This window comes from Phytobacter sp. (genome assembly GCF_059074235.1).
Genome location: NZ_JCACPZ010000004.1, coordinates 1,903,363 through 1,929,709 on the forward strand (window position 1 = coordinate 1,903,363; position 26,347 = coordinate 1,929,709).

Sequence of the window (26,347 nt, forward strand, 5' to 3'; positions counted from 1 at the left end):
GGAGATATTATTCATCAAGCGAAGTAATTCAGGTTTTACCGTGACTTACACAATCTGTGGATAACTCTGTTCACAATAATTTTGACAGATGAATAAAATCGTCCCCAGCCTGATATTTCGCTGTGGATAATTTGAAGGGTAAGTAAATTTTGGAGCGGGAAACGAGACTCGAACTCGCGACCCCGACCTTGGCAAGGTCGTGCTCTACCAACTGAGCTATTCCCGCTTGGGTGGTGCGTATCTTGCGATACTTTTCAAATTTTGGAGCGGGAAACGAGACTCGAACTCGCGACCCCGACCTTGGCAAGGTCGTGCTCTACCAACTGAGCTATTCCCGCATAATCCTGGGTTCCACTGCGCTGCGCTTTCGCGAGTCAGGAATCCTTCGATTAGGATGGTGCATTCAAATTTTGGAGCGGGAAACGAGACTCGAACTCGCGACCCCGACCTTGGCAAGGTCGTGCTCTACCAACTGAGCTATTCCCGCAAACAACATTTTTCTTGCTATCGTGCTTTCACATTTCTGTGTCTTCACGGGAGGCGCATTATACGAGAATTCCTTTCTCCTGCAAGCCCCCTAAAACCGTTTTTTTTGAATTTTGGTTCAAGTGCTCGATTATTCGTCACATTGCCTGTTTTTACGCCGGAAGCGGGTGTTTTTTCGCCAGAATATCTGACAACGCCCTAAACACCGCGCAGCCAGCATAATGTTTAAAGTTTAATAAAATGCTCGCGATAGTAAGAAAGCTCTGCCACCGACTCACGAATATCGTCCATTGCCTGATGGGTACCCTGTTTTTTAAAGCCGTCGAGAATTTCCGGTTTCCAGCGACGCGCCAGTTCTTTCAGCGTGCTCACATCCAGGTAGCGGTAATGGAAGTACGCTTCCAGCTCCGGCATATACTTAAACAGAAAACGGCGATCCTGCCCGATGCTGTTCCCACAAATCGGCGACTTGCCCGCCGGAACCCACTCTTTAAGGAATTCGAGAGTTGCCAGCTCAGCAGTACGGTCGTCCTGCTGACTTGCCTTCACGCGGTCCACAAGGCCACTGCCGGTATGGGTACGCACGTTCCAGTCATCCATTAGCGCCAGCTGTGCGTCAGATTGATGCACGGCAATGGTCGGTCCTTCCGCCAGGATATTCAGATTCGCATCGGTCACCAGCGTCGCTATCTCAATAATGCGATCGCGCTCGGGATCTAAGCCGGTCATCTCCAGATCGATCCAAATGAGGTTGTTTTCATTTGCACTCATGCTATTTTCCACCCTTCTCGCGTCATACCAGCGTGACTATATTCATCTAAAATAGCGTGTATCATAAAGGTTTTGCCCATCCGGGGCGACCAGGAGCCAGCTCGATTGAGTAAAAATAAACTCTCCAAAGGCCAGCAGCGCCGCGTTAATGCAAACCATGATCGTAGGTTAAAAACGTCTGCGGAGAAAAAAGACTTCGATGACAACCTGTTTGGCGAAACCGCTGAAGGCACTGTAATCAGCCGCTTTGGCATGCATGCCGATGTGGAATCTGCCGAAGGGACCGTTCACCGCTGCAATATTCGCCGCACCATTCGTTCACTGGTTACCGGCGATCGCGTCGTATGGCGCCCAGGTAAAGAAGCCGCTGAAGGCGTGACGGTAAAAGGTATCGTTGAAGCAGTACATGAACGCACATCCGTTCTGACCCGCCCGGATTTCTACGACGGCGTGAAGCCCATTGCTGCGAACATCAATCAGATTGTCATTGTTTCCGCAATCCTGCCGGAGCTGTCGCTAAATATTATCGACCGCTACCTCGTCGCCTGCGAAACCTTAGAAGTTGACCCTCTTATTGTGCTGAACAAAATCGACCTGCTGGATGAAGCAGGTATGGATTTCGTGAATGAACAGATGGATATCTACCGCCATATTGGCTATCGCGTATTAATGGTATCCAGCCACAAGAAAGATGGCCTGAAGCCACTTGAAGAGGCATTAACCGGCCGCATCAGCATCTTTGCCGGACAGTCTGGTGTTGGCAAATCCAGCCTTCTGAACAACCTTCTTGGTTTGCAGGATGAGATCCTCACCAATGAGGTTTCCGATAACTCCGGTCTCGGCCAGCACACCACAACAGCCTCGCGCCTGTATCATTTCCCCCACGGCGGTGATGTGATTGACTCGCCCGGCGTGCGCGAATTTGGCCTCTGGCACCTTGAGCCGGAACAAATCTTTAATGGTTTTGTCGAATTTCATGACTATCTGGGCCATTGCAAATATCGCGACTGCAAACACGATACCGATCCTGGCTGCGCCATTCGTGAAGCAGTCGACAAAGGTGAAATTGCCGAGACGCGTTTTGAAAATTATCACCGTATTTTAGAAAGCATGGCGCAGGTAAAAACGCGTAAAAACTTTTCTGAATCCGAAGACTGACAACTAAGCTAAGCGTCGCTAGAATCGTCCCCTTTTTTATAGATCCGGTGAATATGCCCGGATCAGGAACGACAAAAACAATGGCCTGGAGGCTACCTTGTTAAACTCATTTAAACTTTCGCTTCAATACATTCTGCCTAAACTGTGGCTCACTCGCCTGGCGGGTTGGGGCGCAAGCAAACGAGCAGGCTGGCTGACCAAACTGGTCATCGACCTGTTCGTGAAATATTACAAGGTCGACATGAAAGAGGCGCAGAAGCCGGACACGGCAAGCTATCGCACTTTCAACGACTTTTTCGTTCGCCCACTGCGCGATGACGTTCGCCCGCTGAACACCGATCCTGGCGTGCTGGTGATGCCTGCCGATGGGGTGATCAGCCAGTTGGGTAAAATCGACAATGACAAACTGCTGCAAGCCAAAGGCCACTATTTCAGCCTTGAAGCGTTGCTGGCGGGCAACTACCTGATGGCGGATCTGTTCCGCGACGGTTCTTTCGCCACCACCTATTTGTCGCCACGCGACTACCACCGTGTGCACATGCCGTGTAACGGTATTTTGCGTGAAATGATTTACGTGCCGGGTGACCTGTTCTCCGTAAACCACCTGACCGCGCAAAACGTGCCGAACCTGTTTGCCCGTAACGAACGCGTCATTTGCCTGTTCGATACTGAATTTGGTCCGATGGCGCAGATTCTGGTGGGTGCGACCATCGTCGGCAGCATTGAAACCGTCTGGGCAGGCACGGTCACTCCTCCGCGCGAAGGCATCATTAAACGCTGGACCTGGCCGGCGGGTGAAAGCGAAGGCGCTGTTGCCTTGCTGAAAGGTCAGGAGATGGGTCGCTTCAAACTCGGCTCTACCGTTATTAACCTGTTTGCACCGGGTAAAGTCGAGCTGGCTCAGCACCTGCAAAACTTATCGGTGACTAAAATCGGTGAGCCTCTGGCCGCATCGACTGAAACACTGGTTACGCCAGATGTGGAACCAACACCGCTGGCGGAAGAAGAGATCGCCGCAGAACACGACGCCAGCCCTCTGGTTGACGACAAGAAAGACGAAGTTTAACGAAAAGGTATGCTGCTGTGCGCCTGATTATCATTTTTCTGATGGCCTGGTGCCTCAGCCTGGGGGCTTACGCGGCAACCGCCCCCGATGCCAAACAAATCTCGCAAGAACTGGAGCAAGCCAAAGCGGCGAAAGCGACACCGGACCAAACCGAAACGGTAGAGCTGCTTCAGGGTGCACTCAACGCGCTTGAGGAGCGCAAAGGCTCCCTCGAGCGCGCGTCGCAATATCAAGACGTCATCGATAATTTCCCCAAACTTTCCCGCACATTGCGCTCGCAGTTGGATAATCTGCGCGACGAGCCAAAGTCAGTGCCTGCCAATATGAGTACCGACGCGCTGAACCAGGAAATTCTGCAGGTCAGCAGCCAGTTACTGGATAAAACCCGCCAGGCACAACAGGAGCAGGAACGCGCACGCGAAATCAACGACTCCCTGAGCCAACTGCCACAACAGCAAACGGACGCCCGCCGTCAGGTCAGCGAAGTCGAACGCCGCATCGGCGCGCAGTCTGCAGCCACGCCGCTTGTTCAGGCACAGAATCTCAGTGCGCAGGCCGAATCCGCCAAGCTACGGGCGCTGGTCGATGAACTGGAGCTGGCACAACTGTCAGCGAATAATCGCCAGGAGCTGGCGCGTATGCGCTCTGAGCTTGCCCAAAAGCAGGCTCAGCAACTCGATGCCTATCTGCAGAATTTAAGAAATCAGCTGAACAGCCAGCGCCAGCGTGAAGCAGAGCAGGCGCTGGAGAGTACGGAATTACTGGCAGAGAACAGCGATAACCTGCCACCAGGCATTGTTGAACAGTTCAAAATTAACCGTGAGCTCTCGCAGGCGCTGAATCAGCAGGCGCAGCGTATGGATCTTGTCGCTTCACAACAGCGTCAGGCTACCAATCAGACGCTACAGGTTCGCCAGGCGCTGAATACGCTGCGAGAACAGTCGCAGTGGCTGGGTGCATCAAATATGCTGGGTGAAGCGCTACGCGCCCAGGTTGCCCGATTACCGGAAATGCCCAAACCTCAGCAACTGGATACCGAAATGGCCCAGTTGCGCGTTCACCGAATGCGGTATGAGGATCTAGTCAACAAACAGCCGCAGCTGAGGCAAATTCGCCAGGCTGACGGTGAACAGCTCACCAGCGAGCAGAATCGTATCCTCGAAGCGCAACTGCGCACCCAGCGCGAGCTGCTCTCTTCCCTGCTCCAGGGCGGCGATACGCTGATCCTGGAACTGACGAAGCTAAAAGTGTCCAACAGCCAGTTGGAAGATGCCCTGCGCGAAGTCAACGAAGCCACACACCGCTATCTCTTCTGGACCGCCGACGTCAGCCCAATGACCTTCGCCTGGCCGATTGAAATCGTGCAGGATTTGCAGCGCCTGATCTCACTCGACACCTTTAGCCAGTTGGGTAAAGCCGGGGTGATGATGGTCACCAGCAAAGAGACGCTCTTCCCGCTGTTTGGTGCCCTGGTGCTGGTCGGGTTTAGCCTTTACTCACGCAAACATTTCACGAGCTTCCTGGAGCGCTCCAGCGCCAAAGTCGGCAAAGTGACCCAGGACCATTTCTGGCTCACCTTGCGCACGGTGTTCTGGTCAATCCTGGTCGCCCTGCCGCTGCCGGTATTGTGGGCAACGCTCGGTTATGGGCTGCGCGAAGCCTGGCCCTATCCGCTGGCAGTAGCGATTGGTGATGGCGTGACCGCCACGGTGCCGCTGTTGTGGGTGGTGATGATTTGCGCCACCTTTGCCCGCCCGACCGGCCTTTTTGTCGCTCACTTTGGCTGGCCCCGCAATCGGGTCGCACGCGGCATGCGTTATTACCTGATGAGCATCAGCTTAATTGTGCCGCTGATCATGGCACTTATCATGTTTGATAATCTCAATGACCGGGAGTTTTCCGGCTCACTGGGACGCTTGTGCTTTATCCTGATTTGCGGCGCATTAACCGTGGTCACTCTCAGCCTGAAACGTGCAGGCATCCCGCTGTATGTCGACAAAACCGGCAGCGGTGACAATATGGCCAACCACCTGCTGTGGAATCTGCTGCTCAGCGCACCGCTGGCTGCGATTCTGGCGGCGGCCGTCGGTTATCTGGCAACGTCTCAGGCGTTGTTAGCGCGTCTTGAAACCTCGGTCGCCATCTGGTTCCTGTTGCTGGTGGTATACCACGTGATACGCCGCTGGATGCTGATCCAGCGGCGTAAACTTGCTTTCGACCGTGCCCGCCACCGCCGTGCCGAGATTCTGGCTCAGCGCGCAAAAGGAGAAGATGACGCAGCCCATGCCACCAGCACCGAAGGCTCGGTTGAAATTGATGAGAAAGAGCTCGATCTCGACGCCATCAGCGTGCAGTCATTGCGCCTTGTGCGTTCTATTTTGATGCTAATCGCCCTGCTATCGGTGATTGTGCTGTGGTCAGAAATTCACTCCGCGTTTGGTTTCCTGGAGAACATCTCGCTCTGGGATGTCACCTCCACCGTACAGGGTGTCGAAAGCCTTGAGCCGATCACGCTGGGTGCGGTGCTGATCGCCATTCTCGTCTTCATCATCACCACTCAACTGGTGCGTAACTTCCCCGCCCTGCTGGAACTGGCACTGTTACAGCACCTGGATTTAACCCCAGGCACCGGTTATGCCATCACCACCATCACCAAATACCTGTTGATGCTGTTTGGTGGACTGGTGGGCTTCTCGATGATCGGTATCGAGTGGGCAAAACTGCAGTGGCTGGTCGCCGCACTGGGTGTCGGTTTAGGCTTTGGTTTGCAGGAAATCTTTGCCAACTTTATCTCCGGCTTGATCATTCTGTTTGAGAAACCGATCCGCATTGGCGATACCGTGACGATCCGCGATCTGACGGGGAGCATCACGAAGATCAACACCCGCGCGACGACAATCAGCGACTGGGATCGCAAAGAGATCATCGTGCCAAACAAGGCATTTATCACCGAGCAGTTTATCAACTGGTCACTTTCGGATTCGGTTACGCGTGTGGTGCTGACGGTGCCTGCGCCGGGCGATGCCAACAGTGAAGAGGTGACACAAATTCTGCAGACTGCTGCAGAGCGTTGCTCACTGGTGATTGATAACCCGGCACCGGAAGTGTTCCTGGTGGATCTTCAGCAGGGTATTCAATTGTTTGAATTGCGTATTTATGCCGCAGAGATGGGGCACCGTATGCCGCTGCGCCACGAAATTCATCAGCTGATTCTGGCGGGCTTCCGCGAACACGGTATTGAACTGCCCTTCCCGCCGTTCCAGATGCGACTGGAAAGTCTGGATGGTCGCAAAACAGCACGTACCTTAACATCGACAGGTAATAATAAGCGTCCGGCGGGAAGTTTGTAGACGTTGGGAATATTGGGGGTTAGAGCGGTCTGATGCCCTCACCCCGGCCCTCTCCCACGGGGAGAGGAAGAAAACCTATTAAGCCCGGTCGACGGTAAACGCCATGACCTCTGCCAGGCTTTCAGCGCCCAGCGCCAGCATCACCAGGCGATCCACGCCCAGCGCTACGCCGGAGGAATCCGGCATTCCGGCTTTCAGAGCTTCCAGCAGATTATTATCCACCGGTTGCTGCACCAGACCGCGAGCTGCACGCTTACGGTTGTCCTGATCGAAACGCTGCTGCTGCTCGCGGGCATCCGTCAGCTCGTGGAAACCATTCGCCAGTTCAATACCTTTGAAGTAGACCTCAAAACGCTCCGCCACGCGGTGATCTTCGGTGCTGATTTGCGCCAGTGAAGCCTGGCTTGCCGGGAAGTGATAGACAAATGCCGGGCGGTCTTTACCGATATGCGGCTCAACGCCCATCGTAAAGAGCAGTTGCAACAGGGTGTCACGGTCTTCTTCGGTGTCGGCAATATTGCTCAGATCGAGCTTCGCCGCGGCTTCACGCAATGCGGTTTTGTCCGCGGAAAGCGGGTCGATTTCCAGATGACGCTGGAACGCCTGCTGATACGAGAGCGACTCCGCAGCCGGACATTCAAGAACCTGCTGCAGAAGATCATCCACTTCGTTCATCAAACGGTACATGTCGTAGTGTGGTCGGTACCACTCCAGCATGGTGAACTCTGGGTTGTGATGACGCCCCATCTCTTCATTACGGAAACTGCGACACAGCTGGAATACCGGGCCACATCCAGCCGCCAGCAGGCGTTTCATGTGGTACTCCGGGCTGGTCATCAGATACAGGTTCATTCCCTGAGAATGACCCGGTCCCACGAAGCGAGTTTCAAACGGGAACAGGTGAATATCTGTTACCGTGGCCTGGCTCATACAAGGCGTTTCCACTTCCAGCACACCGCGATCGGCAAAGAAGCGACGAACTTCTGCCATGATAGCCGCGCGTTTCAACAAGTTAGGAATGGATGCGCTCGGCTGCCAGGTTGCCGTCTCGCTCATGGTACTCTCTCCAAATTCTGATAAGGGCACGAAGTCTACCCGCATCGGCTGAGAGAGACAAATTTTGCGCAATACATTTACCCGGCGATAGAAACGTAAGCCAGATCACGGTCTCAGACTGACATTAATCAACCTGAGTGATTAATCACGGGTGAGAACGGCAAAAAAATCGAACACATCAAATTTCCCTTTTTCTCCTAAGGTTATACTGCCCCCGACAAAAAGGAGCAGTAAACACGTTCGTCTTCGGCCCGTGCCGCTGTGCGAAATAACAAAACCTGGAGGAATGTCGTGCATACCTTTCAAGCCGATCTTGCTGTGATAGGCGCAGGCGGAGCCGGACTCCGCGCCGCTATCGCTGCCGCCCAAGCGAATCCTGATGCCAAAATCGCCCTCATCTCAAAAGTCTACCCAATGCGAAGCCACACGGTGGCTGCTGAAGGTGGCTCCGCCGCCGTGGCGCAGGATCATGACAGCTTTGAGTACCATTTCCACGACACGGTCGCCGGTGGCGATTGGTTGTGTGAGCAGGATGTTGTCGATTATTTTGTGCATCAATGCCCGACAGAGATGACCCAACTGGAACAGTGGGGTTGTCCCTGGAGCCGTCGACCGGATGGCTCGGTGAACGTCCGCCGCTTTGGCGGCATGAAGATCGAGCGCACCTGGTTTGCCGCTGATAAGACCGGCTTCCACATGCTGCACACGCTCTTCCAGGCCTCACTTCAGTTCCCACAAATTCAACGTTTCGACGAACATTTCGTTCTGGATATCCTCGTCGATGACGGCCAGGCTCGCGGCCTTGTCGCCATGAACATGATGGAAGGCACACTGGTGCAGATTCGCGCCAACGCCGTCATCATGGCAACCGGCGGTGCGGGTCGTGTCTACCGTTTCAACACTAACGGCGGCATCGTTACCGGCGATGGTATGGGCATGGCACTGGCTCACGGCGTACCGCTGCGTGACATGGAGTTTGTTCAGTATCACCCGACCGGATTGCCCGGTTCCGGAATCCTGATGACGGAAGGTTGTCGCGGTGAAGGCGGTATTCTGGTGAATAAAAATGGCTACCGTTATCTGCAGGATTACGGCATGGGCCCGGAAACCCCGCTGGGCGAGCCGAAGAACAAATACATGGAACTGGGTCCACGCGACAAAGTCTCCCAGGCATTCTGGCACGAGTGGCGCAAGGGCAACACTATCCCAACGCCACGTGGCGACGTGGTCCACCTCGACCTGCGTCATCTGGGCGAGAAAAAACTGCTCGAGCGCTTACCCTTTATCTGCGAGCTGGCGAAAGCCTATGTCGGCGTCGATCCGGTAAAAGAACCGATCCCGGTCCGCCCTACCGCGCACTACACGATGGGCGGCATCGAAACCAACCAGCAGTGTGAAACCCAGATTCAGGGCCTGTTCGCCGTCGGCGAATGTTCCTCTGTTGGGCTGCATGGCGCGAACCGCCTTGGTTCCAATTCACTGGCGGAACTGGTGGTGTTTGGTCGACTGGCCGGTGAACAGGCCATGGCGCGCGCGAGCTCAGCGACGTCAGCAAATGATGCTGCTCTCAACGCGCAGGCTGCTGATATTGAACAGCGCCTCAAAAAGCTGGTTAACCAGGAAGGCACGGAAAGCTGGGCGAAAATCCGCGACGAAATGGGTGAGTCGATGGAAGAAGGCTGCGGCATTTACCGTACGCCGGAGCTGATGCAGAAAACGGTCGATAAGCTGGCTGAGCTGCAAGAGCGCTTTAAACGCGTCCGCATTACCGATACTTCAAGCGTGTTCAATACAGACATCCTCTACACCATCGAACTCGGGCATGGCCTGAACGTTGCAGAATGTATGGCGCATTCCGCGCTGGCACGCAAAGAGTCACGCGGCGCGCATCAGCGTCTGGATGAGGGGTGTACCGAACGCGATGACGTGAACTTCCTGAAACATACGCTGGCGTACCGTGATGCAGACGGCACCACGCGTCTCGACTACAGCGACGTGAAGATCACGACGTTGCCGCCTGCAAAACGTGTGTACGGCGCAGAAGCGGAAGCCGCTGAGAAGAAGGAATCGACCCATGGCTGAAATGAAGACTCTGAAAGTTGAGGTAGTGCGATACAACCCGGAAGCGGATGTCGCGCCCCACAGCGCCTTTTACGATGTGCCTTACGATGAGCAAACCTCTCTGCTGGATGCACTTGGGTACATTAAAGATAACCTGGCTCCCGACCTCAGCTACCGCTGGTCCTGTCGTATGGCGATTTGCGGTTCCTGCGGCATGATGGTCAACAAGGTGCCAAAGCTCGCCTGTAAGACATTTTTACGCGAATACAGCAAAGGGATGAAAATCGAGGCGCTGGCAAACTTCCCAATTGAGCGCGATCTGGTGGTCGACATGACCCACTTTATCGAAAGCCTGGAAGCCATTAAGCCGTACATCATTGGCAACACGCGCACACCGGATCAGGGGCCGAACAAGCAAACCCCGGCGCAGATGGCGAAATATCACCAGTTCTCTGGCTGTATCAATTGCGGCCTGTGCTACGCCGCCTGCCCACAATTCGGGCTCAATCCGGAGTTTATTGGCCCGGCTGCAATCACCCTTGCGCACCGCTACAACCTCGACAGCCGTGACAAAGGCCAGCAGCAACGCATGGCACAACTGAACAGCCCTAATGGGGTCTGGAGTTGCACGTTCGTCGGTTACTGCTCGGAAGTCTGTCCGAAACACGTTGATCCGGCAGCCGCTATCCAACAGGGCAAAGTAGAAAGTTCGAAAGACTTTCTTATCGCCACCCTGAAACCACGCTAAGGAGCGCACAATGACGACTAAACGCAAACCCTATGTCCGGCCAGTGCCGTCGACCTGGTGGAAATCGCTGCCGTTTTATCGCTTCTATATGCTGCGTGAAGGCACGGCTCTCCCCACCGTCTGGTTCAGTATTCTCCTGATTTTCGGTCTTTTTGCGCTCAAGCACGGTCCAGAATCCTGGGCAGGTTATGTCAATTTTCTGCAAAACCCGATTGTGGTCATTCTGAATCTGATAACCCTGGCGGCGGCGCTTTTGCATACCAAAACCTGGTTTGAACTGGCACCGAAGGCGGCGAACGTCATCATCAAAGACGAGAAACTCAAGCCCGCACCCATTATTAAAGGGCTTTGGGCGGTAACCGTGTTGGTGACGCTGTTCATCCTCTTCATCGCACTGTTCTGGTAAGGAGACCAAGATGATTAATCCAAATCCAAAACGTTCTGACGAACCCGTCTTCTGGGGATTATTTGGTGCAGGAGGCATGTGGGGAGCGATCATTGCCCCGGTGATGGTGCTCCTGATCGGCGTGCTGTTGCCGCTCGGGCTCTACCCTGGCGAGGCGCTCGGCTATGAACGCGTCCTGGCTTTCGCCCAGAGTTTTATTGGCCGCACTTTCCTGTTCCTGATGATTGTCCTGCCGCTGTGGTGTGGACTGCATCGCTTGCACCATGCAATGCACGACATCAAAGTCCATGTGCCTAACGGTAAATGGGTCTTCTACGGCCTCGCCGCCATTCTGACTGTGGTGACGCTGGTCGGTGTGATTTTTCTTTGATATGCCCCGCTCTCCTGCATCAGCAGGAGAGCAATTTCCCCGCCAGGTTCTACACTTAGCTAAAAAACCTGGAAGGAAAAAACCATGCGTTTGCTGCCTATCATCGCGACTGTTGCCGCTGCGTTTCTGGTTGTAGCCTGTAGTACCCCCACTCCCCCCTCTGGCGTGAAGGTTGTCGAAAATTTTGACGCGCAGCGCTACCTGGGCCGCTGGTATGAAATCGCCCGTTTTGACCACCGCTTTGAACGCGGGCTCGAAAAAGTCACTGCCACCTATAGCACGATGGATGACGGCGGCATTCAGGTGATTAACCGGGGATACAATCGTGATCGGGCTAAATGGCAACAATCAGTGGGTAAAGCCTATTTTACCGGCGATAGCCACCGCGCGGCCCTGAAGGTCTCTTTCTTCGGGCCATTCTATGGCGGCTATAACATTATTGCGCTGGATAAAGATTACCAGCATGCGTTGGTGTGCGGGCCGGATCGCGACTACCTGTGGATTTTGTCCCGCACCCCAACGCTACCGGATGCGGTGAAAAAGCAGATGGTCGATATTGCCGCCCGCGAAGGGTTTGCAGTGGAAAAACTGATGTGGATTAATCAGACCTACTAGTGTGTGCTAAGTTTTAGGCCGATGATCCCGGCAACAATCAGCCCGAGGCTAAGCAATCGGGCCGGGCTCGCTGACTCACCGAGCAGCACCATACCTGTTATTGCTGCACCTACCGCACCAATGCCGGTCCAGATAGCGTAAGCCGTGCCGACCGGCAGACTTTTCATCGCCCATGAGAGCAGGACAACACTCGCAATCATTGCTGCGACGGTGATAATGCTGGGTGTTAAGCGGGTAAATCCCTGCGTGTACTTCAGGCCTATCGCCCAAACCACTTCCAGAAGACCCGCAATCAGAAGAATTAACCAGGACATTATTGGCTCCAGTGTGGGGCCGTCCCCGTTGAGAGTTGCGCAATCAGGTCGTCCCGACAGGCTGGTGGCAGAGAGTAAATTTTGGCTTAGTAACAGTCGCAATGCAATATTTTCGCAATTGCATCGATTTAAGTGACTTAAAGCAAGAAATAGCCACAGATAGCAGCGTAGTTCAGGCATTTACTCACCATATGTACCCCCTATGATGAGGTGCTATCCGGGAAAAGGAAGCCGTGCGCCAATATTCTACTGCGAAGAAAAAAATGTTCAAAATCCTCTTGATTGACCGTTGTTATTTCACCCGGACGGGGCTGGAAACCTGGCTCAATCAAACCGATCTTTTCCCCGCCTCATTCCTCGTGACGGCACTAAATAACCTGATGCTCGCAAAAGAACACATTACGCAATGGCAGCCCGATCTGATCATTGCCGATCTGTTTGGTTTCAAAAACGATCTACATAATATTCAGCAACTCTCCTCCTTATTCTCCGCGTGTGGCGAAGAGAATCGACTGATTCTGCTGGACTCAGGAAAAGATGCGCAACTGGCGCAATATTGTGCGCAGTATGCTATTCATGCCAGCCTGTTAAAAACAGCTCCGCTGGAGACGCTGGCCTATGCGATTGATGCTGCGGTACTGGCGAGGCCTACCCGGATTATGCCGCAAATTGCGACGCCGCTACTCACGCGCCAGGAAGAAAAGGTGTTGTCGTTATGGATGGAAGGCAGAAGTAACCAGTCAATTGCCAGTAAGCTCAGTATTAATGGCAAAACGGTGTATACCTACAAACGTAATATCAGAATGAAACTGGGAATGGGCAACCGTTTTACGCCATTCCTGTCGCTGCCAGAAGTGCACGACACGGTAGAATCGTTACCAGGAAGCTTAAATTGACGGTACGGCATACGCCGTACCGACGAGCATCACTGCTGGGCTTTGGTCGCCGCGCCAGAGATAGCACTGCCACCCTCAGAGATATCCTGACCCACACCACGCGTGGTGTTACAAGCGGTCAGTACTGAAGTCAGTACCAGTACAGAAAATATCGCAGCAATTGTCTTCTTAACCATAATATCTTCCTTTTATAACCAATATTGTTTGTGCATAGCCACTTAAGCATAGACAAGATTGCGTAACATGCCGGAAGAGGAATAGTTTTTAGGATGATGTGAAGTTTAGCTGGCAGCGTGAGAAATAGAGTTGCCGAGGTGCTTAATGTCTTCACCAAAACCACGCGTGGTATTACACCCCGACAGCAGGGCAGTGGTGATAAGGATAAGTGTTACAAGACCGAGAAGACGTTTCATCATTCCTGCCCTGGAAAATTATGGCGCAACGGGGTTGCTGCGCCATGGGATAACATTAAGTGGATTACTTAACGCGGGATACGTATTCGCCGGAGCGGGTATCCACTTTAATCACTTCGCCAATCTGAACGAACAGCGGAACTTTAACCACTGCGCCAGTGCTCAGCGTTGCAGGTTTGCCGCCGGTACCCGCGGTGTCGCCTTTCAGGCCTGGATCGGTTTCAATGATTTCCAGTTCAACGAAGTTCGGTGGCAGGACAGCAATCGGACGACCGTTCCACAGAGTAACGATACATTCAGCCTGGTCCAGCAGCCATTTAGCGTTATCGCCAACTGCTTTCTCATCAGCAGCCAGCTGCTCGAAGGTCTCGTTGTTCATGAAGTGGTAGAACTCACCGTCGTTGTACAGGTAAGTCAGGTTCATATCTACAACGTCTGCACCTTCAGCAGAGTCAGTAGATTTGAAGGTTTTCTCAACACGAGTACCGGTCAGCAGGCGGCGCAGTTTAACGCGTGCGAATGCCTGGCCTTTACCCGGTTTAACAAATTCACTGGCTTCAACCGCGTACGGTTCGCCGTCCATCATGATTTTAAGACCGGCACGAAAATCGTTGCTATAGTAAGTCGCCATAAAGGCCCTCTAAAATTGTTAACTGGTAGCTAAGCCACAAAATGGCGCATATTGTAACCCTAAATACCCCATCCAGAGAAGATTGGTTAGTACAACTTGCCGATGTAATAACCGATCCCGATGAACTTCTGCGTGTTTTAAATATAGACGCTGACGAAAACCTGCTTGCCGGACGCGAGGCGAAGCGCCTGTTTGCGCTGCGTGTGCCCCGTGCTTTTGTGGCGCGCATGCAAAAAGGTGATCCCAACGATCCACTTTTGCGGCAGGTTTTAACCTCCCGCGAAGAATTTCTTGCGGCTCCCGGTTTTAGCACTGATCCACTGGAAGAGCAGCACAATGCAGTCCCAGGTTTGCTGCACAAATACCGTAACCGAGCCTTGCTGCTGGTGAAAGGCGGCTGCGCAGTGAACTGCCGCTACTGCTTCCGCCGCCATTTCCCGTACGCAGAAAACCAGGGCAACAAGCGCAACTGGCAGGTTGCGCTGGACTACATTGCCGCGCACCCGGAGCTGGATGAGATCATTTTCTCCGGTGGCGATCCGCTGATGGCAAAAGATCATGAACTCGACTGGCTACTTGATCAGCTTGAGGGGATTGCGCACATCAAGCGTCTGCGCATCCATAGCCGTCTGCCGATTGTGATCCCTGCGCGTATCACCGATACCCTGGTTACGCGTTTCGCCCGTTCCAGGCTGCAAATCTTGCTGGTGAACCATATCAATCACGCCAGAGAGATTGATGAAGAATTCCGCATGGCCATGACAAAGTTACGTCAGGCAGGCGTACGCTTACTCAATCAGAGTGTCTTGCTCCGCGATGTCAACGACAATGCCCGGACGTTGGCCGACCTCAGCAATGCGTTGTTTGACGCAGGTGTGATGCCTTATTACCTGCATGTGCTGGATAAAGTGCAGGGAGCGGCTCACTTTATGGTGAGCGATGAAGAGGCCCGCGCCATTATGCGTGAATTACTCACTCTGGTATCCGGTTATATGGTACCGAAGCTGGCACGTGAAATTGGCGGTGAACCGAGTAAAACCCCACTGGATTTACAATTACGCCAGTCGTAATAACCTGAATATTTCCATCGGTTGGTTTCTCCGGATGAATAATGAATTCATCCGGAGATCACAGTGCTTTATTTTTTGTTATGATAACGCACTGCACTCGCACATAAATATAAAATATGAATGGTTAAGGAGAACCAAATGACATTCACCGTTATGGGTGTGAATACTGGCGTCATCCGTCAAAATGAGAAATTTGCCGCATTAGCATTAAAAATAAAGCACCCTAAAAATAAACAATCATTGTTTTTTTTCCCGTTAGTGGCTCTGAAAGACCTGCTGCTGGCACTGGAGCACCGTCTGGCACTGCAGGCAAAGTCAGCCGGTAAAGCAAAGGTACAGCAACGAAAAGCCATTGATTCTGCATCTAAAAAAATGCATGACCATATTCCAGACATTGAAATAGTTGAGTTACAAAATGCGGATATTGGTCAGCGGGTCAATAAAGTAGAGCTGCTTCAGCTTACTAAAACCGATCTTATTTTCATGCTCAGACTACACAGCGGTAAAGACATAAAGTTATGCATAAACGAAAATCAGATTGAATTACTCGTAACAGCAATCATTCATGCCATAAATAATGCAGACTTACGTAATATTACATTTAGCCTCTCGTCATTCTTAGATTTCTTACCATTATATGATGTTGAGTTTTTAGCCGATGGCAATATTGCTTATGACACCTACACTCAGGATGGGTGGAAATTAGCGCTGTTCGGCCAGCATCAGGCTCTCATTTATCACTACACGGATGAAAGTGGTCAGCAGCAATATGCAGGTACGGTGATCAAAACCCGTAGCGCATCAAATAGTGATGAAATGGCCTCTATTTCCCGTCGAGTGCTGGATTACAGCCATCGATTGAATAAGTTAAAGGGGAAACCTTGCCAGGTGACTGTAACAACCCTCACGTCTGACAAATCGCAACCTCTTTCTCTTGAGCAAAGCATGCGTAGCCTGCAACGTTTACAGCAGAAGAGCGTGCAAGAGAAAGCCACCCACGATTGATCACAGCACGCCCCTGATGACATATCAGGGGCAGTACCGCATCGCGTTAAATCAATTCGGGCACTTATAAACCTGACCGTTCATTTCACTGGATGTCGGTACGAAGCTGGAAAGGAAACCTTGCGTCGGACTGGTAACACTGAAAATAACGTTGCCACCCATTGCGGCAGCCTGATTACGTAATGCATTCGCTGCACCGCGCATAGAGCCACCTTCCTCACCATGCTGCCCGGACAACCAGTTGCTTTGTGTTCCGGTCGCCGTACCCAAATACTGGCAATTTGCCGCAGGTTTTTCTTCGACAAAGCGTACGTTCTGCCCACTTGAAGAAAGCTCATTACCGGAACTACACCCTGCCAGCAATAAGGCTGCGCCAACAATCCCTGCTAAATATTTCACGTGCATGTTATTCCCCATTATCAATGAGCTGGACACAGTCGTCCGTGTGTAAACCTTATACTAAAAAGATGACCAAAAGAAAAACCCCCGAGCATTTCTGCCCGGGGGTTTCTCATTTTTTGCGAGATGTTTCTTTAATCGAATCATTCAGGTTGCAGGCAGGAGACCATTTCATGAACCCCGGAAGCTTACATAAGTAAGTGACTGGGGTGGACGAACACAGCCGACGCACCTGCACCTGAAGTATGATGATTAAATTACATCATACCGCCCATACCGCCCATGCCGCCCATACCAGCAGCGCCTAAATCAGGGCCGTCGCCTTTCGGCAGGTCGGTTACCATGCACTCGGTGGTGATCATCAGACCAGCCACAGATGCCGCGTACTGCAGAGCAGAACGGGTCACTTTGGTTGGGTCCAGGATACCCATCTCGATCATGTTGCCGTATTCTTCGGTCGCAGCGTTGTAACCGTAGTTACCGTCACCCGCTTTCACGGTGTTAGCAACAACAGACGGCTCTTCACCGCAGTTCAGCACGATCTGACGCAGCGGGGATTCCATTGCGCGCAGCGCAACTTTGATACCCACGTTCTGGTCTTCGTTCTGGCCACGCAGTTCGCCCAGTTTGCTTGCAACGCGAATCAGCGCAACGCCGCCGCCTGCAACCACACCTTCTTCAACCGCAGCACGGGTAGCGTGCAGGGCATCTTCAACGCGTGCTTTTTTCTCTTTCATTTCAACTTCGGTAGCTGCACCGACTTTGATTACCGCAACGCCGCCAGCCAGTTTCGCTACGCGCTCTTGCAGTTTTTCACGGTCGTAATCAGAAGTCGCTTCTTCGATCTGCTGACGAATCTGAGTCACACGACCCTGAATCGCAGTTTCGTCGCCCACGCCATCGATGATGGTGGTGGTGTCTTTGTTGATCACAACACGTTTAGCCTGACCCAGGTCTTCCAGGGTTGCTTTTTCCAGCTCCATACCGATCTCTTCAGAGATAACGGTACCGCCAGTCAGGGTAGCGATGTCCTGCAACATAGCTTTACGACGGTCGCCGAAGCCCGGTGCTTTAACCGCAGCCACTTTCACAATGCCGCGCATGGTGTTAACCACCAGGGTAGCCAGCGCTTCGCCTTCAACGTCTTCAGCGATGATAACCAGCGGTTTGCCTGCTTTCGCAACGGCTTCCAGAACTGGCAGCATTTCGCGGATGTTGGAGATTTTTTTGTCAGCCAGCAGAATGAACGGGCTTTCCAGCTCAACAGCACCGGTTTCCGGTTTGTTGATGAAGTACGGGGACAGGTAGCCACGGTCGAACTGCATACCTTCAACCACGTCCAGCTCGTCCTGCAGACCAGTACCGTCTTCAACGGTGATCACGCCTTCTTTACCGACTTTATCCATCGCTTCAGCGATCAGTTTACCTACGGTTTCGTCGGAGTTAGCGGAGATGGTACCAACCTGAGCAATCGCTTTAGAGTCAGAGCACGGTACGGACAGTGCTTTCAGCTCTTCAACCGCAGCAGCGACAGCTTTGTCGATACCACGTTTCAGGTCCATCGGGTTCATGCCGGCAGCAACAGCTTTCAGGCCTTCGGTGATGATAGACTGTGCCAGTACGGTCGCAGTAGTGGTACCGTCGCCTGCAGCGTCGTTCGCTTTAGAGGCAACTTCTTTCACCATCTGCGCGCCCATGTTTTCGAACTTGTCTTCCAGCTCGATTTCACGTGCTACAGAAACGCCATCTTTGGTGATGGTCGGTGCACCGAAAGATTTATCCAGAACCACGTTACGGCCTTTCGGGCCCAGGGTCACTTTCACTGCATCTGCCAGTACGTTTACGCCGCGCAGCATTTTCACACGAGCGTCGTTACCGAATTTTACGTCTTTAGCTGCCATTTTTTCTTTCCCTTAAATTCGTATGTTCAGTGTCGTTCGCGGATTACGCTTCAACGATTGCCAGAATGTCGCTTTCGGACATGATCAACACTTCTTCATTGTCGATCTTCTCAGATTTCACGCCGTAGCCGTCGTTGAAAATCACGATGTCGCCTACTTTAACGTCCAGCGGTTGCACTGTACCGTTTTCCAGAATGCGGCCCTTACCGACAGCGATGATTTCGCCACGAGTTGATTTGCCTGCTGCTGAACCGGTCAGAACGATGCCGCCAGCGGATTTGGATTCAACTTCTTTACGTTTGACGATCACACGATCATGTAACGGACGAATACTCATTGATAGCTCTCCTTTGAGAAAGTCTTTATCAGTTATGGATGGCGCCGGTCCGCACTGGCTTCTCCGGCTGGTGACCTGAGAGATGGGGATCGGTTTTTCCCCCTTCAAGGGGGATCCTAAAAAAAATTCGCATAAATGCGTCCCGATGCGAAAAAAGCAGGGGGGGCAAGCCACTGTTTCAGGCAGGCAGGCCAACAGCCATAAGTAAAATCTATTGTGATAGCATGACCGCTCAATGAATAAAGATGACAAAGTCCAGGATCAAAAGCATGAGCGGATTGAAACAAGAGCTGGGATTAGCACAAGGGATTGGGCTACTTTCCACCTCCCTGCTGGGAACGGGCGTCTTCGCCGTTCCCGCACTGGCGGCACTGGCCGCAGGTGATGATAGCCTGTGGGCCTGGCCAGTTTTAATTGCCCTCGTCTTTCCGGTCGCGATTGTCTTTGCCGTTCTGGGGCGACATTTCCCTAGCGCGGGCGGCGTCGCACACTTTGTCGGCATGGCATTTGGCCCCCGCCTGGAGCGCGTGACCGGCTGGTTGTTCCTGTCGGTAATTCCGGTCGGCCTTCCCGCAGCGTTGCACATTGCAGCAGGCTTCTGGCAGGGCATGTTCGGCTGGCAGGGCTGGCAGCTGTTGGTGGCTGAACTGGTAACGCTGGGATTGATCTGGCTGGTTGGCACACGTGGCGCAGGCTCCAGCGCCAATTTGCAGATGATCATTGCCGGGCTAATCGTCGCGCTGATTGCGGCTATCTGGTGGAAAGGCGATTTATCCCTCTCCAGCATCCCTTTCCCTGCGCCAGCGGATGTCTCCCTGTCAGGCATGACTGGCGCGCTGGCGGTCATGTTCTGGTGTTTTGTCGGGCTGGAAGCCTTCGCCCATCTGGCCTCGGAATTTAAACATCCGGAGCGGGATTTCCCCCGTGCCTTGATGATTGGTCTGATTCTGGCCGGTTCCGTCTATTGGGCCTGTACCGTGGTGGTCCTGCATTTTGATCTCTGGCGTACCCAGGGGGCGGCGGCCTCTCTGCCGATTATTGTGGTTAACCTCTTCGGCAAAGAGACGCTGTGGATAGCCTGCATCATTGGCTACCTCGCCTGTTTCGCCAGCCTCAACATCTATATTCAGAGCTTCGCCCGGCTGGTCTGGTCGCAGGCACAATATAAGCCACAAAGCCCGCTGGCCCGTCTTTCTCCCCGGCAGATTCCACTCAGCGCGCTCAATGCCGTGCTGGCCTGCTGTGTCATCTGTACGCTGGGCATTTATGCCTTTTCCATCAACCTCGACACCTTAATCATTTATGCCAATGGTATCTTCATCCTGATCTACCTGCTTTGCATGATGGCAGGGTGCCGCTTGCTGAAGGGGCGCTATAAAGCGCTGGCATGGGTGGGGAGCATTTTGTGTCTGCTTTTGCTGGCCATTCCCGGATGGAAGAGCCTTTACGCAATTGTAATGCTGGCAGGGCTGTGGATGTTGCTGCCTAAACGCAGCCTGGTGGCGCAATAAAAAAGCCCGCACGGAGGCGGGCTTCGTTCTCAACACAACGGTTAACGATCGTCTTTATTATCCAGGCGATCGTGCTGTTCGTCTTTGCGCTGGAATTCACCTTCAAATGTGTTACCCGCGCCAGGGCCCGCGCTAAAACCACCGCCCGGCATACGGGCAAAACGCAGATGCGGCATCAGTTTCAGCGTCAGTAGTTTTTGTACCGGTGGTAACAGCAGTAACAAGCCCAACAGGTCAGTGAAGAACCCTGGCAACACCAGCAGCAGACCGGCAATGATCAGCGAGACGCTTTTGATCATCTCTGCTGCCGGACTTTCCCCTTCCGCCAGCTTCTGCTGCATCAGCAGGAAGTTTTTGAACCCCTGATTACGCACCAGCGACATACCAATGACCGAGGTGAAAATCACCAGAATCAGAGTCATCAGGACGCCAAAGACATGGGCGACCTGAATAAAAATCGAAATCTCAATGTAAACGTACAAAAAAATAGCTATTAGCGGTATCCAGCGCACTGGCATCTCCTGTTAACGGACGGTCGCCTCTGGCAGCCGTCGAATATGGTTTGCGATTCGCATACAGATGAGATGGTGATGACCTGGGCAAAATTCAATTTTTTCACCAACTATTTTTTCAAGCGATACGCTGGGGTGACTCATTTCACAGATTAATGATTCTGCTAAAGCAGCTAAGATAATAAGTGATCCAGATTACGGCAATTCGCCGTAATCAGAATATGATCGCGAGTATCTGGTCGATAAAGGAGATAATCGTCGGTCAGTAATAACACATAACCACATATCTACTGTGTGTTTGGTGCATTCATTCGTAGCTTGAAAAAGAAGGTTCACATGTTAAACAACATTCGTATCGAAGAAGATTTGTTGGGTACAAGGGAAGTTCCAGCGGATGCCTACTATGGTGTACATACTCTTAGAGCGATTGAAAACTTCTACATAAGTAATAGCAAAATCAGCGACATCCCGGAATTTGTCCGTGGCATGGTGATGGTAAAAAAAGCGGCTGCTCTGGCAAACAAAGAGCTGCAAACCATCCCGAAGAGCATTGCGAATACCATCGTGGCAGCATGTGATGAAGTCCTTAACAACGGCAAATGTATGGACCAGTTCCCGGTCGACGTCTATCAGGGCGGAGCAGGAACCTCGGTGAATATGAACACCAATGAAGTGCTGGCGAACATTGGCCTTGAGTTGATGGGCCACCAGAAGGGTGAGTACCAGTACCTCAATCCGAACGACCACGTAAACAAGTGCCAGTCCACCAACGACGCCTACCCGACCGGTTTCCGTATTGCGGTTTACACCTCTGTGCTGAAACTGATTGATGCAATAAATCAATTGGGTGATGGCTTTGAACATAAAGCTGATGAGTTCCGTGAAATCCTGAAAATGGGCCGCACTCAGTTGCAGGATGCTGTCCCCATGACCCTCGGTCAGGAATTCCACGCGTTCAATGTATTACTCAAAGAAGAGACCAAAAACCTGCTGCGCACCTCCGAATTGCTGCTGGAAGTGAACCTCGGCGCGACGGCGATCGGTACGCGTCTGAATACCCCAGACGGCTACCAGCAACTGGCTGTTCAGAAACTGGCTGAAGTCAGCAACCTGCCCGTCGTACCAGCAGAAGATCTGATTGAAGCCACCTCCGACTGCGGCGCTTACGTGATGGTGCACAGTGCACTTAAACGTCTCGCCGTGAAGATGTCCAAAATCTGTAACGACCTGCGCCTGCTCTCCTCTGGTCCACGTGCCGGGCTGAACGAGATTAACCTGCCGGAATTGCAGGCGGGCTCGTCCATCATGCCGGCCAAAGTTAACCCGGTAGTGCCAGAAGTGGTGAACCAGGTCTGCTTCAAGGTCATCGGCAATGACATTACCGTCACCATGGCTTCCGAAGCCGGTCAGTTGCAGTTGAACGTCATGGAGCCAGTGATTGGCCAGGCGATGTTTGAGTCAATCCATATTCTGACCAACGCCTGCTACAACCTGCTGGAAAAATGCGTGAACGGCATTACCGCCAACAAGTCGGTCTGTGAGGGATATGTCTATAACTCCATCGGCATCGTCACTTACCTCAACCCGTTTATTGGTCACCATAATGGCGACATCGTCGGCAAAATTTGCGCCGAAACGGGCAAGAGCGTACGTGAAGTGGTACTGGAGCGTGGCCTGCTGACCGAAGCAGAACTGGACGACATCTTCTCCGCCCAGAACCTGATGCATCCGGCGTACAAAGCCAAGCGTTACACCGATGAAAGCGAACAGTAACACTGGCGGCTAAAACAGGAAGGCGCGTCAGTTGACGTGCCTTTTTTTTGGCCTTCAGTAGAAAAAATTCAATCTCACTTCATCAACAAGGAAGGCAATTATGTTTGCTGCAGAACTCGTACTCGTCCTGCTTGCTATTTACCTGGGGGCCAGACTCGGCGGCATCGGCATTGGTTTTGCCGGTGGTTTCGGGGTGCTTGTACTCACCCTCTTTTTCCAAATCAAACCTGGGGCAATACCCTTCGACGTTATTGAAATCATCATGGCAGTTATCGCCTCCATTGCCGCGATGCAAGTGGCGGGAGGGATGGATTACCTGGTGAGTCTGGCGGAACGAATGCTGCGCCGCCATCCGAAATATATTACTTTTCTCGCCCCGCTGGTCACCTGGTTTATGACCATTCTGGCAGGCACAGGGCACACGGCGTTCTCCACGCTGCCGGTGATTACGGAAGTGGCAAAAGAGCAGGGTATTCGCCCGTCACGTCCGCTCTCCATCGCCGTTGTGGCCTCGCAAATTGCCATTACCGCCTCGCCTATCTCCGCCGCTGTGGTCTTCTTTGCCGGAATTCTGGAGCCGCTGGGGGTGAGCTACCTGACGCTGCTGGCTATCTGTATTCCGGTCACGCTGATTGCTGTCATGCTGACTGCTGTGGTCTGTAACTTCCTGGGTGCCGAACTGAAAAACGATCCGGTTTATCAGGAGCGTCTGGCGAAGGGCGAAGTGAAACTGCGTGGTAGCCAGGTGTTCGAGCTCAAACCACATGCCAAACGCTCGGTTATGCTGTTTTTAATCGGGATTATTGCCGTGATGCTCTACGCGACGGCAATCAGCCCGAACGTTGGCCTGATTGCCAACCCGGTTCTGCCGCGTAACGAAGCCATTGTGGTGTTTATGCTGACCATTGCCACGCTGATTTGCCTGACCTGTAAAATTGATACCGGTGAGATCCTCAATGCCAGCACCTTTAAATCCGGCATGAGCGCCTGTATCTGCGTACTCGGCGTTGCCTGGTTGGGTGATACCTTCGTCAAAAACCACATTCAGGATATCCAGACCGTAGCGGGCAATCTGTTGAACAGCTATCCGTGGCTGTTGGCGGTAGTGCTCTTTTTCGCTTCAACGCTACTTTATTCGCAGGCTGCTACCACCAAAGCGCTGATGCCTGCGGCTCTGCTACTGGGCGTCAGCCCATTGACAGCCGTTGCCTCTTTTGCGGCAGTCTCGGCACTGTTTGTTCTGCCAACCTACCCCACGCTGCTGGCGGCGGTAGAAATGGATGACACAGGTTCAACACGCATTGGTAAGTATGTCTTTAACCATGCATTTTTGGTCCCTGGGGTGATCGCCATTTCGCTCTGCGTGCTGCTAGGCTTCGTAATTGGCGGCATTCTGATGTAAAACTTGTTAAAACCGGGCCGCACGGCGGCCCGATTTTATTGCGCGTGGTATAGTCCCCTTTTCGCTGAGAAGAGGTTAACGATGAACACGCCTGACGCTGTTGTTGTACTCTGCACCGCCCCGGATGAAGCCACCGCTCAGGAGCTGGCGGCAAAAGTGCTCGCCGATAAGCTCGCAGCCTGTGTGACGATTCTCCCTGGTGCAACCTCAATGTATTACTGGGAAGGGAAGCTGGAGCAGGAATACGAAGTGCAATTGCTGCTCAAAACCGATGTCGCCCATCTGGAAGATCTCTTCGCCTGTATCAAATCGCATCACCCTTACCAGACCCCGGAATTGCTCGCTTTACCGGTCACTCACGGAGACTTTGACTACCTCTCATGGCTCAACGCATCTTTACGCTGATTCTGCTGTTATGCAGTACACCTGCCCTTGCCGGGCTGTTTGACGCGCCCGGACGCTCGGATTTTGTGCCTGCGGATCGGGCATTTATGTTCGATTTCCAGCAGCAGAAGAGCGACCTCAACCTCAACTGGCAGATAAAAGAGGGCTACTACCTCTATCGTCAGCAAATCAAGGTGACCCCCACGCAGGCGGACGTTGGTCCGTTGCCGTTACCAACGGGAGAGTCCCATGAGGATGAGTTTTTCGGCAAGAGTGAGATTTACCGCCAACGGTTAAACCTGCCGGTTGCGATTAGCCAGGCGGCAAAAGGCGCGACGCTGACGATCACCTACCAGGGCTGTGCCGACGCCGGGTTCTGCTACCCGCCAGAAACGAAAGTGATCCCGTTGAGTGAGGTGAAAGCCAGCGCCCAATCTGTTCCCCCTCTCCCCTTGGGGGAGAGGGCTGGGGTGAGGAGCGATAGCGACCCCGACTCCACTGCCCTGCCATTCTCTGCGCTCTGGGCGCTGCTCATCGGCATAGGTGTCGCCTTCACGCCGTGCGTGCTGCCGATGTACCCGCTGATTTCCGGCATCGTGCTTGGCGGTAAGCAGCGCCTCTCAACAGCGCGTGCGCTCGGGCTTGCCTTTATCTACGTCCAGGGTATGGCGCTGACCTACACTGCACTTGGCCTTGTGGTTGCCGCTGCTGGGTTACAGTTCCAGGCAGCACTCCAGCACCCCTACGTGCTTATCGGCCTGTCAGTCGTCTTTATCCTGCTGGCCCTGTCAATGTTCGGCCTGTTCACCCTGCAACTGCCCTCTTCCCTACAAACCCGCCTGACGCTCATGAGCAATCGCCAGCAAGGCGGTTCCGCAGTCGGTGTCTTTGCCATGGGAGCCATCGCCGGGCTTATCTGCTCCCCCTGCACCACCGCGCCGCTGAGCGCCATCCTGCTCTACATCGCCCAGAGCGGTAATCTGTGGCTTGGTGGCGGCACGCTTTATTTGTATGCGCTGGGGATGGGACTGCCGCTGATTCTGGTGACAGTGTTTGGCAATCGGCTATTGCCAAAGAGCGGCCCGTGGATGGCGCAGGTCAAAATCGCCTTTGGCTTCGTGATCCTCGCCCTGCCGGTGTTCCTGCTTGAGCGTGTTCTGGGTGACGACTGGGGACTGCGTCTCTGGTCGCTGCTCGGCGTAGCGTTCTTCGGCTGGGCGTTTATCGCCAGTCTCGGCACAACCCGTCCGGTGATGCGCATCCTGCAAATCATCCTGCTCGGTGCTGCGCTGGTCAGCGCGCGTCCGTTACAGGACTGGGCGTTCGGACAGCCTGTAGCGGAAAGCCAGGCCCATCTGCCGTTTACCACCATCAAAACCGTGGATGACCTGAATCAGGCACTGGCGCAGGCGAATGGCCGCCCGGTCATGCTCGATCTCTATGCCGACTGGTGCGTGGCCTGCAAAGAGTTCGAGAAATACACCTTTAGCGATAAACAGGTACAAGCAGCCCTGCAAAACACGCTTTTACTGCAGGCGGACGTGACACGTAATGACGCGCAGGATCAAGCCCTGCTGCAACATTTACAGGTTCTGGGTTTGCCCACCATTGTGTTTTTCAACGCCCTAGGCCAGCAGCATCCGGTTGAGCGGGTGACCGGCTTTATGGACGCCAGCGCCTTTGCCACGCATTTGCGCAATCTGGCACCATAA

The 26,347-nt window shown here is 53.2% G+C and carries 26 protein-coding genes and 3 tRNA genes; 16 read left to right on the top strand and 13 right to left on the bottom strand.

The annotated features are described in order from the left end of the window. Positions 1–150: 150 nt before the first annotated feature. The 4 genes from AC5JPW_RS13055 to orn form a co-directional block, all read right to left on the bottom strand. A tRNA-Gly gene (locus AC5JPW_RS13055) sits at positions 151–226 on the bottom strand. Between the two features lie 36 nt (positions 227–262). After that, a tRNA-Gly gene (locus tag AC5JPW_RS13060) sits at positions 263–338 on the bottom strand. Between the two features lie 73 nt (positions 339–411). After that, positions 412–487, bottom strand: a tRNA-Gly gene (locus AC5JPW_RS13065). Positions 488–711: 224 nt separating this feature from the next. After that, entirely contained in the window at positions 712–1,257 is a 546-nt protein-coding gene (gene orn, locus AC5JPW_RS13070) for an oligoribonuclease (protein WP_494240853.1), read from the bottom strand. A gap of 105 nt (positions 1,258–1,362) precedes the next feature. On the opposite strand from orn, the gene rsgA reads away from it, so the two are divergent. From rsgA to mscM, 3 genes are all read left to right on the top strand, one after another. Beyond that, positions 1,363–2,415 (top strand): small ribosomal subunit biogenesis GTPase RsgA, encoded by a 1,053-nt coding sequence (rsgA, locus tag AC5JPW_RS13075; RefSeq protein ID WP_494240855.1) that lies wholly within the window; start codon positions 1,363–1,365, stop codon positions 2,413–2,415. 97 nt (positions 2,416–2,512) lie between these two features. Further along, positions 2,513–3,481 carry an archaetidylserine decarboxylase gene (asd, locus tag AC5JPW_RS13080; RefSeq protein ID WP_494240857.1) on the top strand — a complete coding sequence of 323 codons (969 nt, stop codon included), beginning with the start codon at positions 2,513–2,515 and terminating at the stop codon, positions 3,479–3,481. 17 nt (positions 3,482–3,498) lie between these two features. Further along, the gene (gene mscM / locus AC5JPW_RS13085; protein WP_494240859.1) at positions 3,499–6,831 is read left to right on the top strand and encodes a miniconductance mechanosensitive channel MscM; all 3,333 of its coding nucleotides are present in this window, start codon (positions 3,499–3,501) and stop codon (positions 6,829–6,831) included. A 78-nt stretch (positions 6,832–6,909) separates the two neighbouring features. Here the strand turns inward: mscM and epmA are convergent, their stop codons facing one another. Further along, positions 6,910–7,887, bottom strand: a complete 978-nt coding sequence (gene epmA / locus AC5JPW_RS13090; RefSeq protein WP_494240861.1) for an elongation factor P--(R)-beta-lysine ligase — start codon at positions 7,885–7,887, stop codon at positions 6,910–6,912. 291 nt (positions 7,888–8,178) lie between these two features. Between epmA and frdA the strand changes: the two genes are divergently transcribed. From frdA to AC5JPW_RS13115, 5 genes are all read left to right on the top strand, one after another. Further along, a complete protein-coding gene (gene frdA, locus AC5JPW_RS13095; protein ID WP_494240862.1) occupies positions 8,179–9,969 on the top strand; it encodes a fumarate reductase (quinol) flavoprotein subunit in 1,791 nt (596 codons plus the stop codon). Continuing rightward, entirely contained in the window at positions 9,962–10,696 is a 735-nt protein-coding gene (locus tag AC5JPW_RS13100) for a succinate dehydrogenase/fumarate reductase iron-sulfur subunit (protein WP_494240864.1), read from the top strand. The genes frdA and AC5JPW_RS13100 overlap by 8 nt, the downstream gene beginning before the upstream one ends. 10 nt (positions 10,697–10,706) lie before the next feature. Then, positions 10,707–11,102 carry a fumarate reductase subunit FrdC gene (gene frdC, locus AC5JPW_RS13105; RefSeq protein ID WP_494240866.1) on the top strand — a complete coding sequence of 132 codons (396 nt, stop codon included), beginning with the start codon at positions 10,707–10,709 and terminating at the stop codon, positions 11,100–11,102. A 10-nt stretch (positions 11,103–11,112) separates the two neighbouring features. Then, complete coding sequence (gene frdD, locus AC5JPW_RS13110) at positions 11,113–11,472, top strand: fumarate reductase subunit FrdD (RefSeq protein WP_494240868.1); 360 nt, start codon at positions 11,113–11,115, stop codon at positions 11,470–11,472. An 84-nt stretch (positions 11,473–11,556) separates the two neighbouring features. Beyond that, positions 11,557–12,087 carry a lipocalin family protein gene (locus tag AC5JPW_RS13115; RefSeq protein WP_494240870.1) on the top strand — a complete coding sequence of 177 codons (531 nt, stop codon included), beginning with the start codon at positions 11,557–11,559 and terminating at the stop codon, positions 12,085–12,087. Here AC5JPW_RS13115 and sugE read toward each other — a convergent pair. Then, positions 12,084–12,401, bottom strand: a complete 318-nt coding sequence (gene sugE / locus AC5JPW_RS13120; RefSeq protein WP_494240872.1) for a quaternary ammonium compound efflux SMR transporter SugE — start codon at positions 12,399–12,401, stop codon at positions 12,084–12,086. The two genes, AC5JPW_RS13115 and sugE, sit on opposite strands and share 4 nt — an antisense overlap. Before the next feature lie 263 nt (positions 12,402–12,664). Here sugE and AC5JPW_RS13125 point away from each other — a divergent pair, with 263 nt between their 5' ends. Further along, the gene (locus AC5JPW_RS13125) at positions 12,665–13,297 is read left to right on the top strand and encodes a LuxR C-terminal-related transcriptional regulator (protein WP_494240873.1); all 633 of its coding nucleotides are present in this window, start codon (positions 12,665–12,667) and stop codon (positions 13,295–13,297) included. A gap of 29 nt (positions 13,298–13,326) precedes the next feature. Here AC5JPW_RS13125 and ecnB read toward each other — a convergent pair whose 3' ends face one another. The 3 genes from ecnB to efp form a co-directional block, all read right to left on the bottom strand. Further along, positions 13,327–13,473: a lipoprotein toxin entericidin B gene (gene ecnB / locus AC5JPW_RS13130; protein ID WP_494240875.1), complete on the bottom strand. Its 147-nt coding sequence runs from the start codon at positions 13,471–13,473 to the stop codon at positions 13,327–13,329. A 105-nt stretch (positions 13,474–13,578) separates the two neighbouring features. Next, positions 13,579–13,713: an entericidin A/B family lipoprotein gene (locus AC5JPW_RS13135; RefSeq protein WP_494240877.1), complete on the bottom strand. Its 135-nt coding sequence runs from the start codon at positions 13,711–13,713 to the stop codon at positions 13,579–13,581. 61 nt (positions 13,714–13,774) lie between these two features. Then, the gene (gene efp, locus AC5JPW_RS13140; protein WP_458044778.1) at positions 13,775–14,341 is read right to left on the bottom strand and encodes an elongation factor P; all 567 of its coding nucleotides are present in this window, start codon (positions 14,339–14,341) and stop codon (positions 13,775–13,777) included. Between the two features lie 41 nt (positions 14,342–14,382). Between efp and epmB the strand changes: the two genes are divergently transcribed. Together epmB and yjeJ are read left to right on the top strand one after the other, a co-directional pair. After that, positions 14,383–15,411 (top strand): EF-P beta-lysylation protein EpmB, encoded by a 1,029-nt coding sequence (gene epmB, locus AC5JPW_RS13145; protein WP_494240879.1) that lies wholly within the window; start codon positions 14,383–14,385, stop codon positions 15,409–15,411. A gap of 138 nt (positions 15,412–15,549) precedes the next feature. Further along, a complete protein-coding gene (yjeJ, locus tag AC5JPW_RS13150; protein ID WP_494240881.1) occupies positions 15,550–16,416 on the top strand; it encodes a YjeJ family protein in 867 nt (288 codons plus the stop codon). A gap of 51 nt (positions 16,417–16,467) precedes the next feature. Here yjeJ and AC5JPW_RS13155 read toward each other — a convergent pair whose 3' ends face one another. The 3 genes from AC5JPW_RS13155 to AC5JPW_RS13165 all read right to left on the bottom strand — a co-directional run bounded on the left by AC5JPW_RS13155 (position 16,468) and on the right by AC5JPW_RS13165 (position 19,053). After that, a complete protein-coding gene (locus AC5JPW_RS13155) occupies positions 16,468–16,821 on the bottom strand; it encodes a DUF4156 domain-containing protein (RefSeq protein WP_494240882.1) in 354 nt (117 codons plus the stop codon). Positions 16,822–17,072: 251 nt separating this feature from the next. Then, positions 17,073–18,716, bottom strand: coding sequence for a chaperonin GroEL (groL, locus tag AC5JPW_RS13160; RefSeq protein ID WP_494240884.1), 1,644 nt, complete (start codon positions 18,714–18,716; stop codon positions 17,073–17,075). Positions 18,717–18,759: 43 nt separating this feature from the next. Continuing rightward, on the bottom strand, positions 18,760–19,053 hold the full coding sequence (locus AC5JPW_RS13165) for a co-chaperone GroES (protein WP_013367964.1): 294 nt from the start codon (positions 19,051–19,053) through the stop codon (positions 18,760–18,762). A 269-nt stretch (positions 19,054–19,322) separates the two neighbouring features. Here AC5JPW_RS13165 and yjeH point away from each other — a divergent pair, with 269 nt between their 5' ends. Continuing rightward, on the top strand, positions 19,323–20,564 hold the full coding sequence (gene yjeH, locus AC5JPW_RS13170; protein WP_494240886.1) for an L-methionine/branched-chain amino acid transporter: 1,242 nt from the start codon (positions 19,323–19,325) through the stop codon (positions 20,562–20,564). A gap of 41 nt (positions 20,565–20,605) precedes the next feature. Here yjeH and AC5JPW_RS13175 read toward each other — a convergent pair whose 3' ends face one another. Beyond that, a complete protein-coding gene (locus AC5JPW_RS13175; RefSeq protein ID WP_494240888.1) occupies positions 20,606–21,076 on the bottom strand; it encodes an FxsA family protein in 471 nt (156 codons plus the stop codon). Between the two features lie 336 nt (positions 21,077–21,412). On the opposite strand from AC5JPW_RS13175, the gene aspA reads away from it, so the two are divergent. The 4 genes from aspA (at position 21,413) to AC5JPW_RS13195 (ending at position 26,347) form a co-directional block, all read left to right on the top strand. Beyond that, positions 21,413–22,849, top strand: coding sequence for an aspartate ammonia-lyase (gene aspA / locus AC5JPW_RS13180; protein ID WP_494240889.1), 1,437 nt, complete (start codon positions 21,413–21,415; stop codon positions 22,847–22,849). Positions 22,850–22,949: 100 nt separating this feature from the next. After that, positions 22,950–24,251 carry an anaerobic C4-dicarboxylate transporter gene (locus AC5JPW_RS13185; RefSeq protein ID WP_494240890.1) on the top strand — a complete coding sequence of 434 codons (1,302 nt, stop codon included), beginning with the start codon at positions 22,950–22,952 and terminating at the stop codon, positions 24,249–24,251. Positions 24,252–24,332: 81 nt separating this feature from the next. After that, positions 24,333–24,656: a divalent cation tolerance protein CutA gene (gene cutA / locus AC5JPW_RS13190; RefSeq protein ID WP_494240892.1), complete on the top strand. Its 324-nt coding sequence runs from the start codon at positions 24,333–24,335 to the stop codon at positions 24,654–24,656. Then, positions 24,632–26,347 carry a protein-disulfide reductase DsbD gene (locus AC5JPW_RS13195; RefSeq protein WP_494240894.1) on the top strand — a complete coding sequence of 572 codons (1,716 nt, stop codon included), beginning with the start codon at positions 24,632–24,634 and terminating at the stop codon, positions 26,345–26,347. Before cutA ends, AC5JPW_RS13195 begins: the two co-directional genes overlap by 25 nt.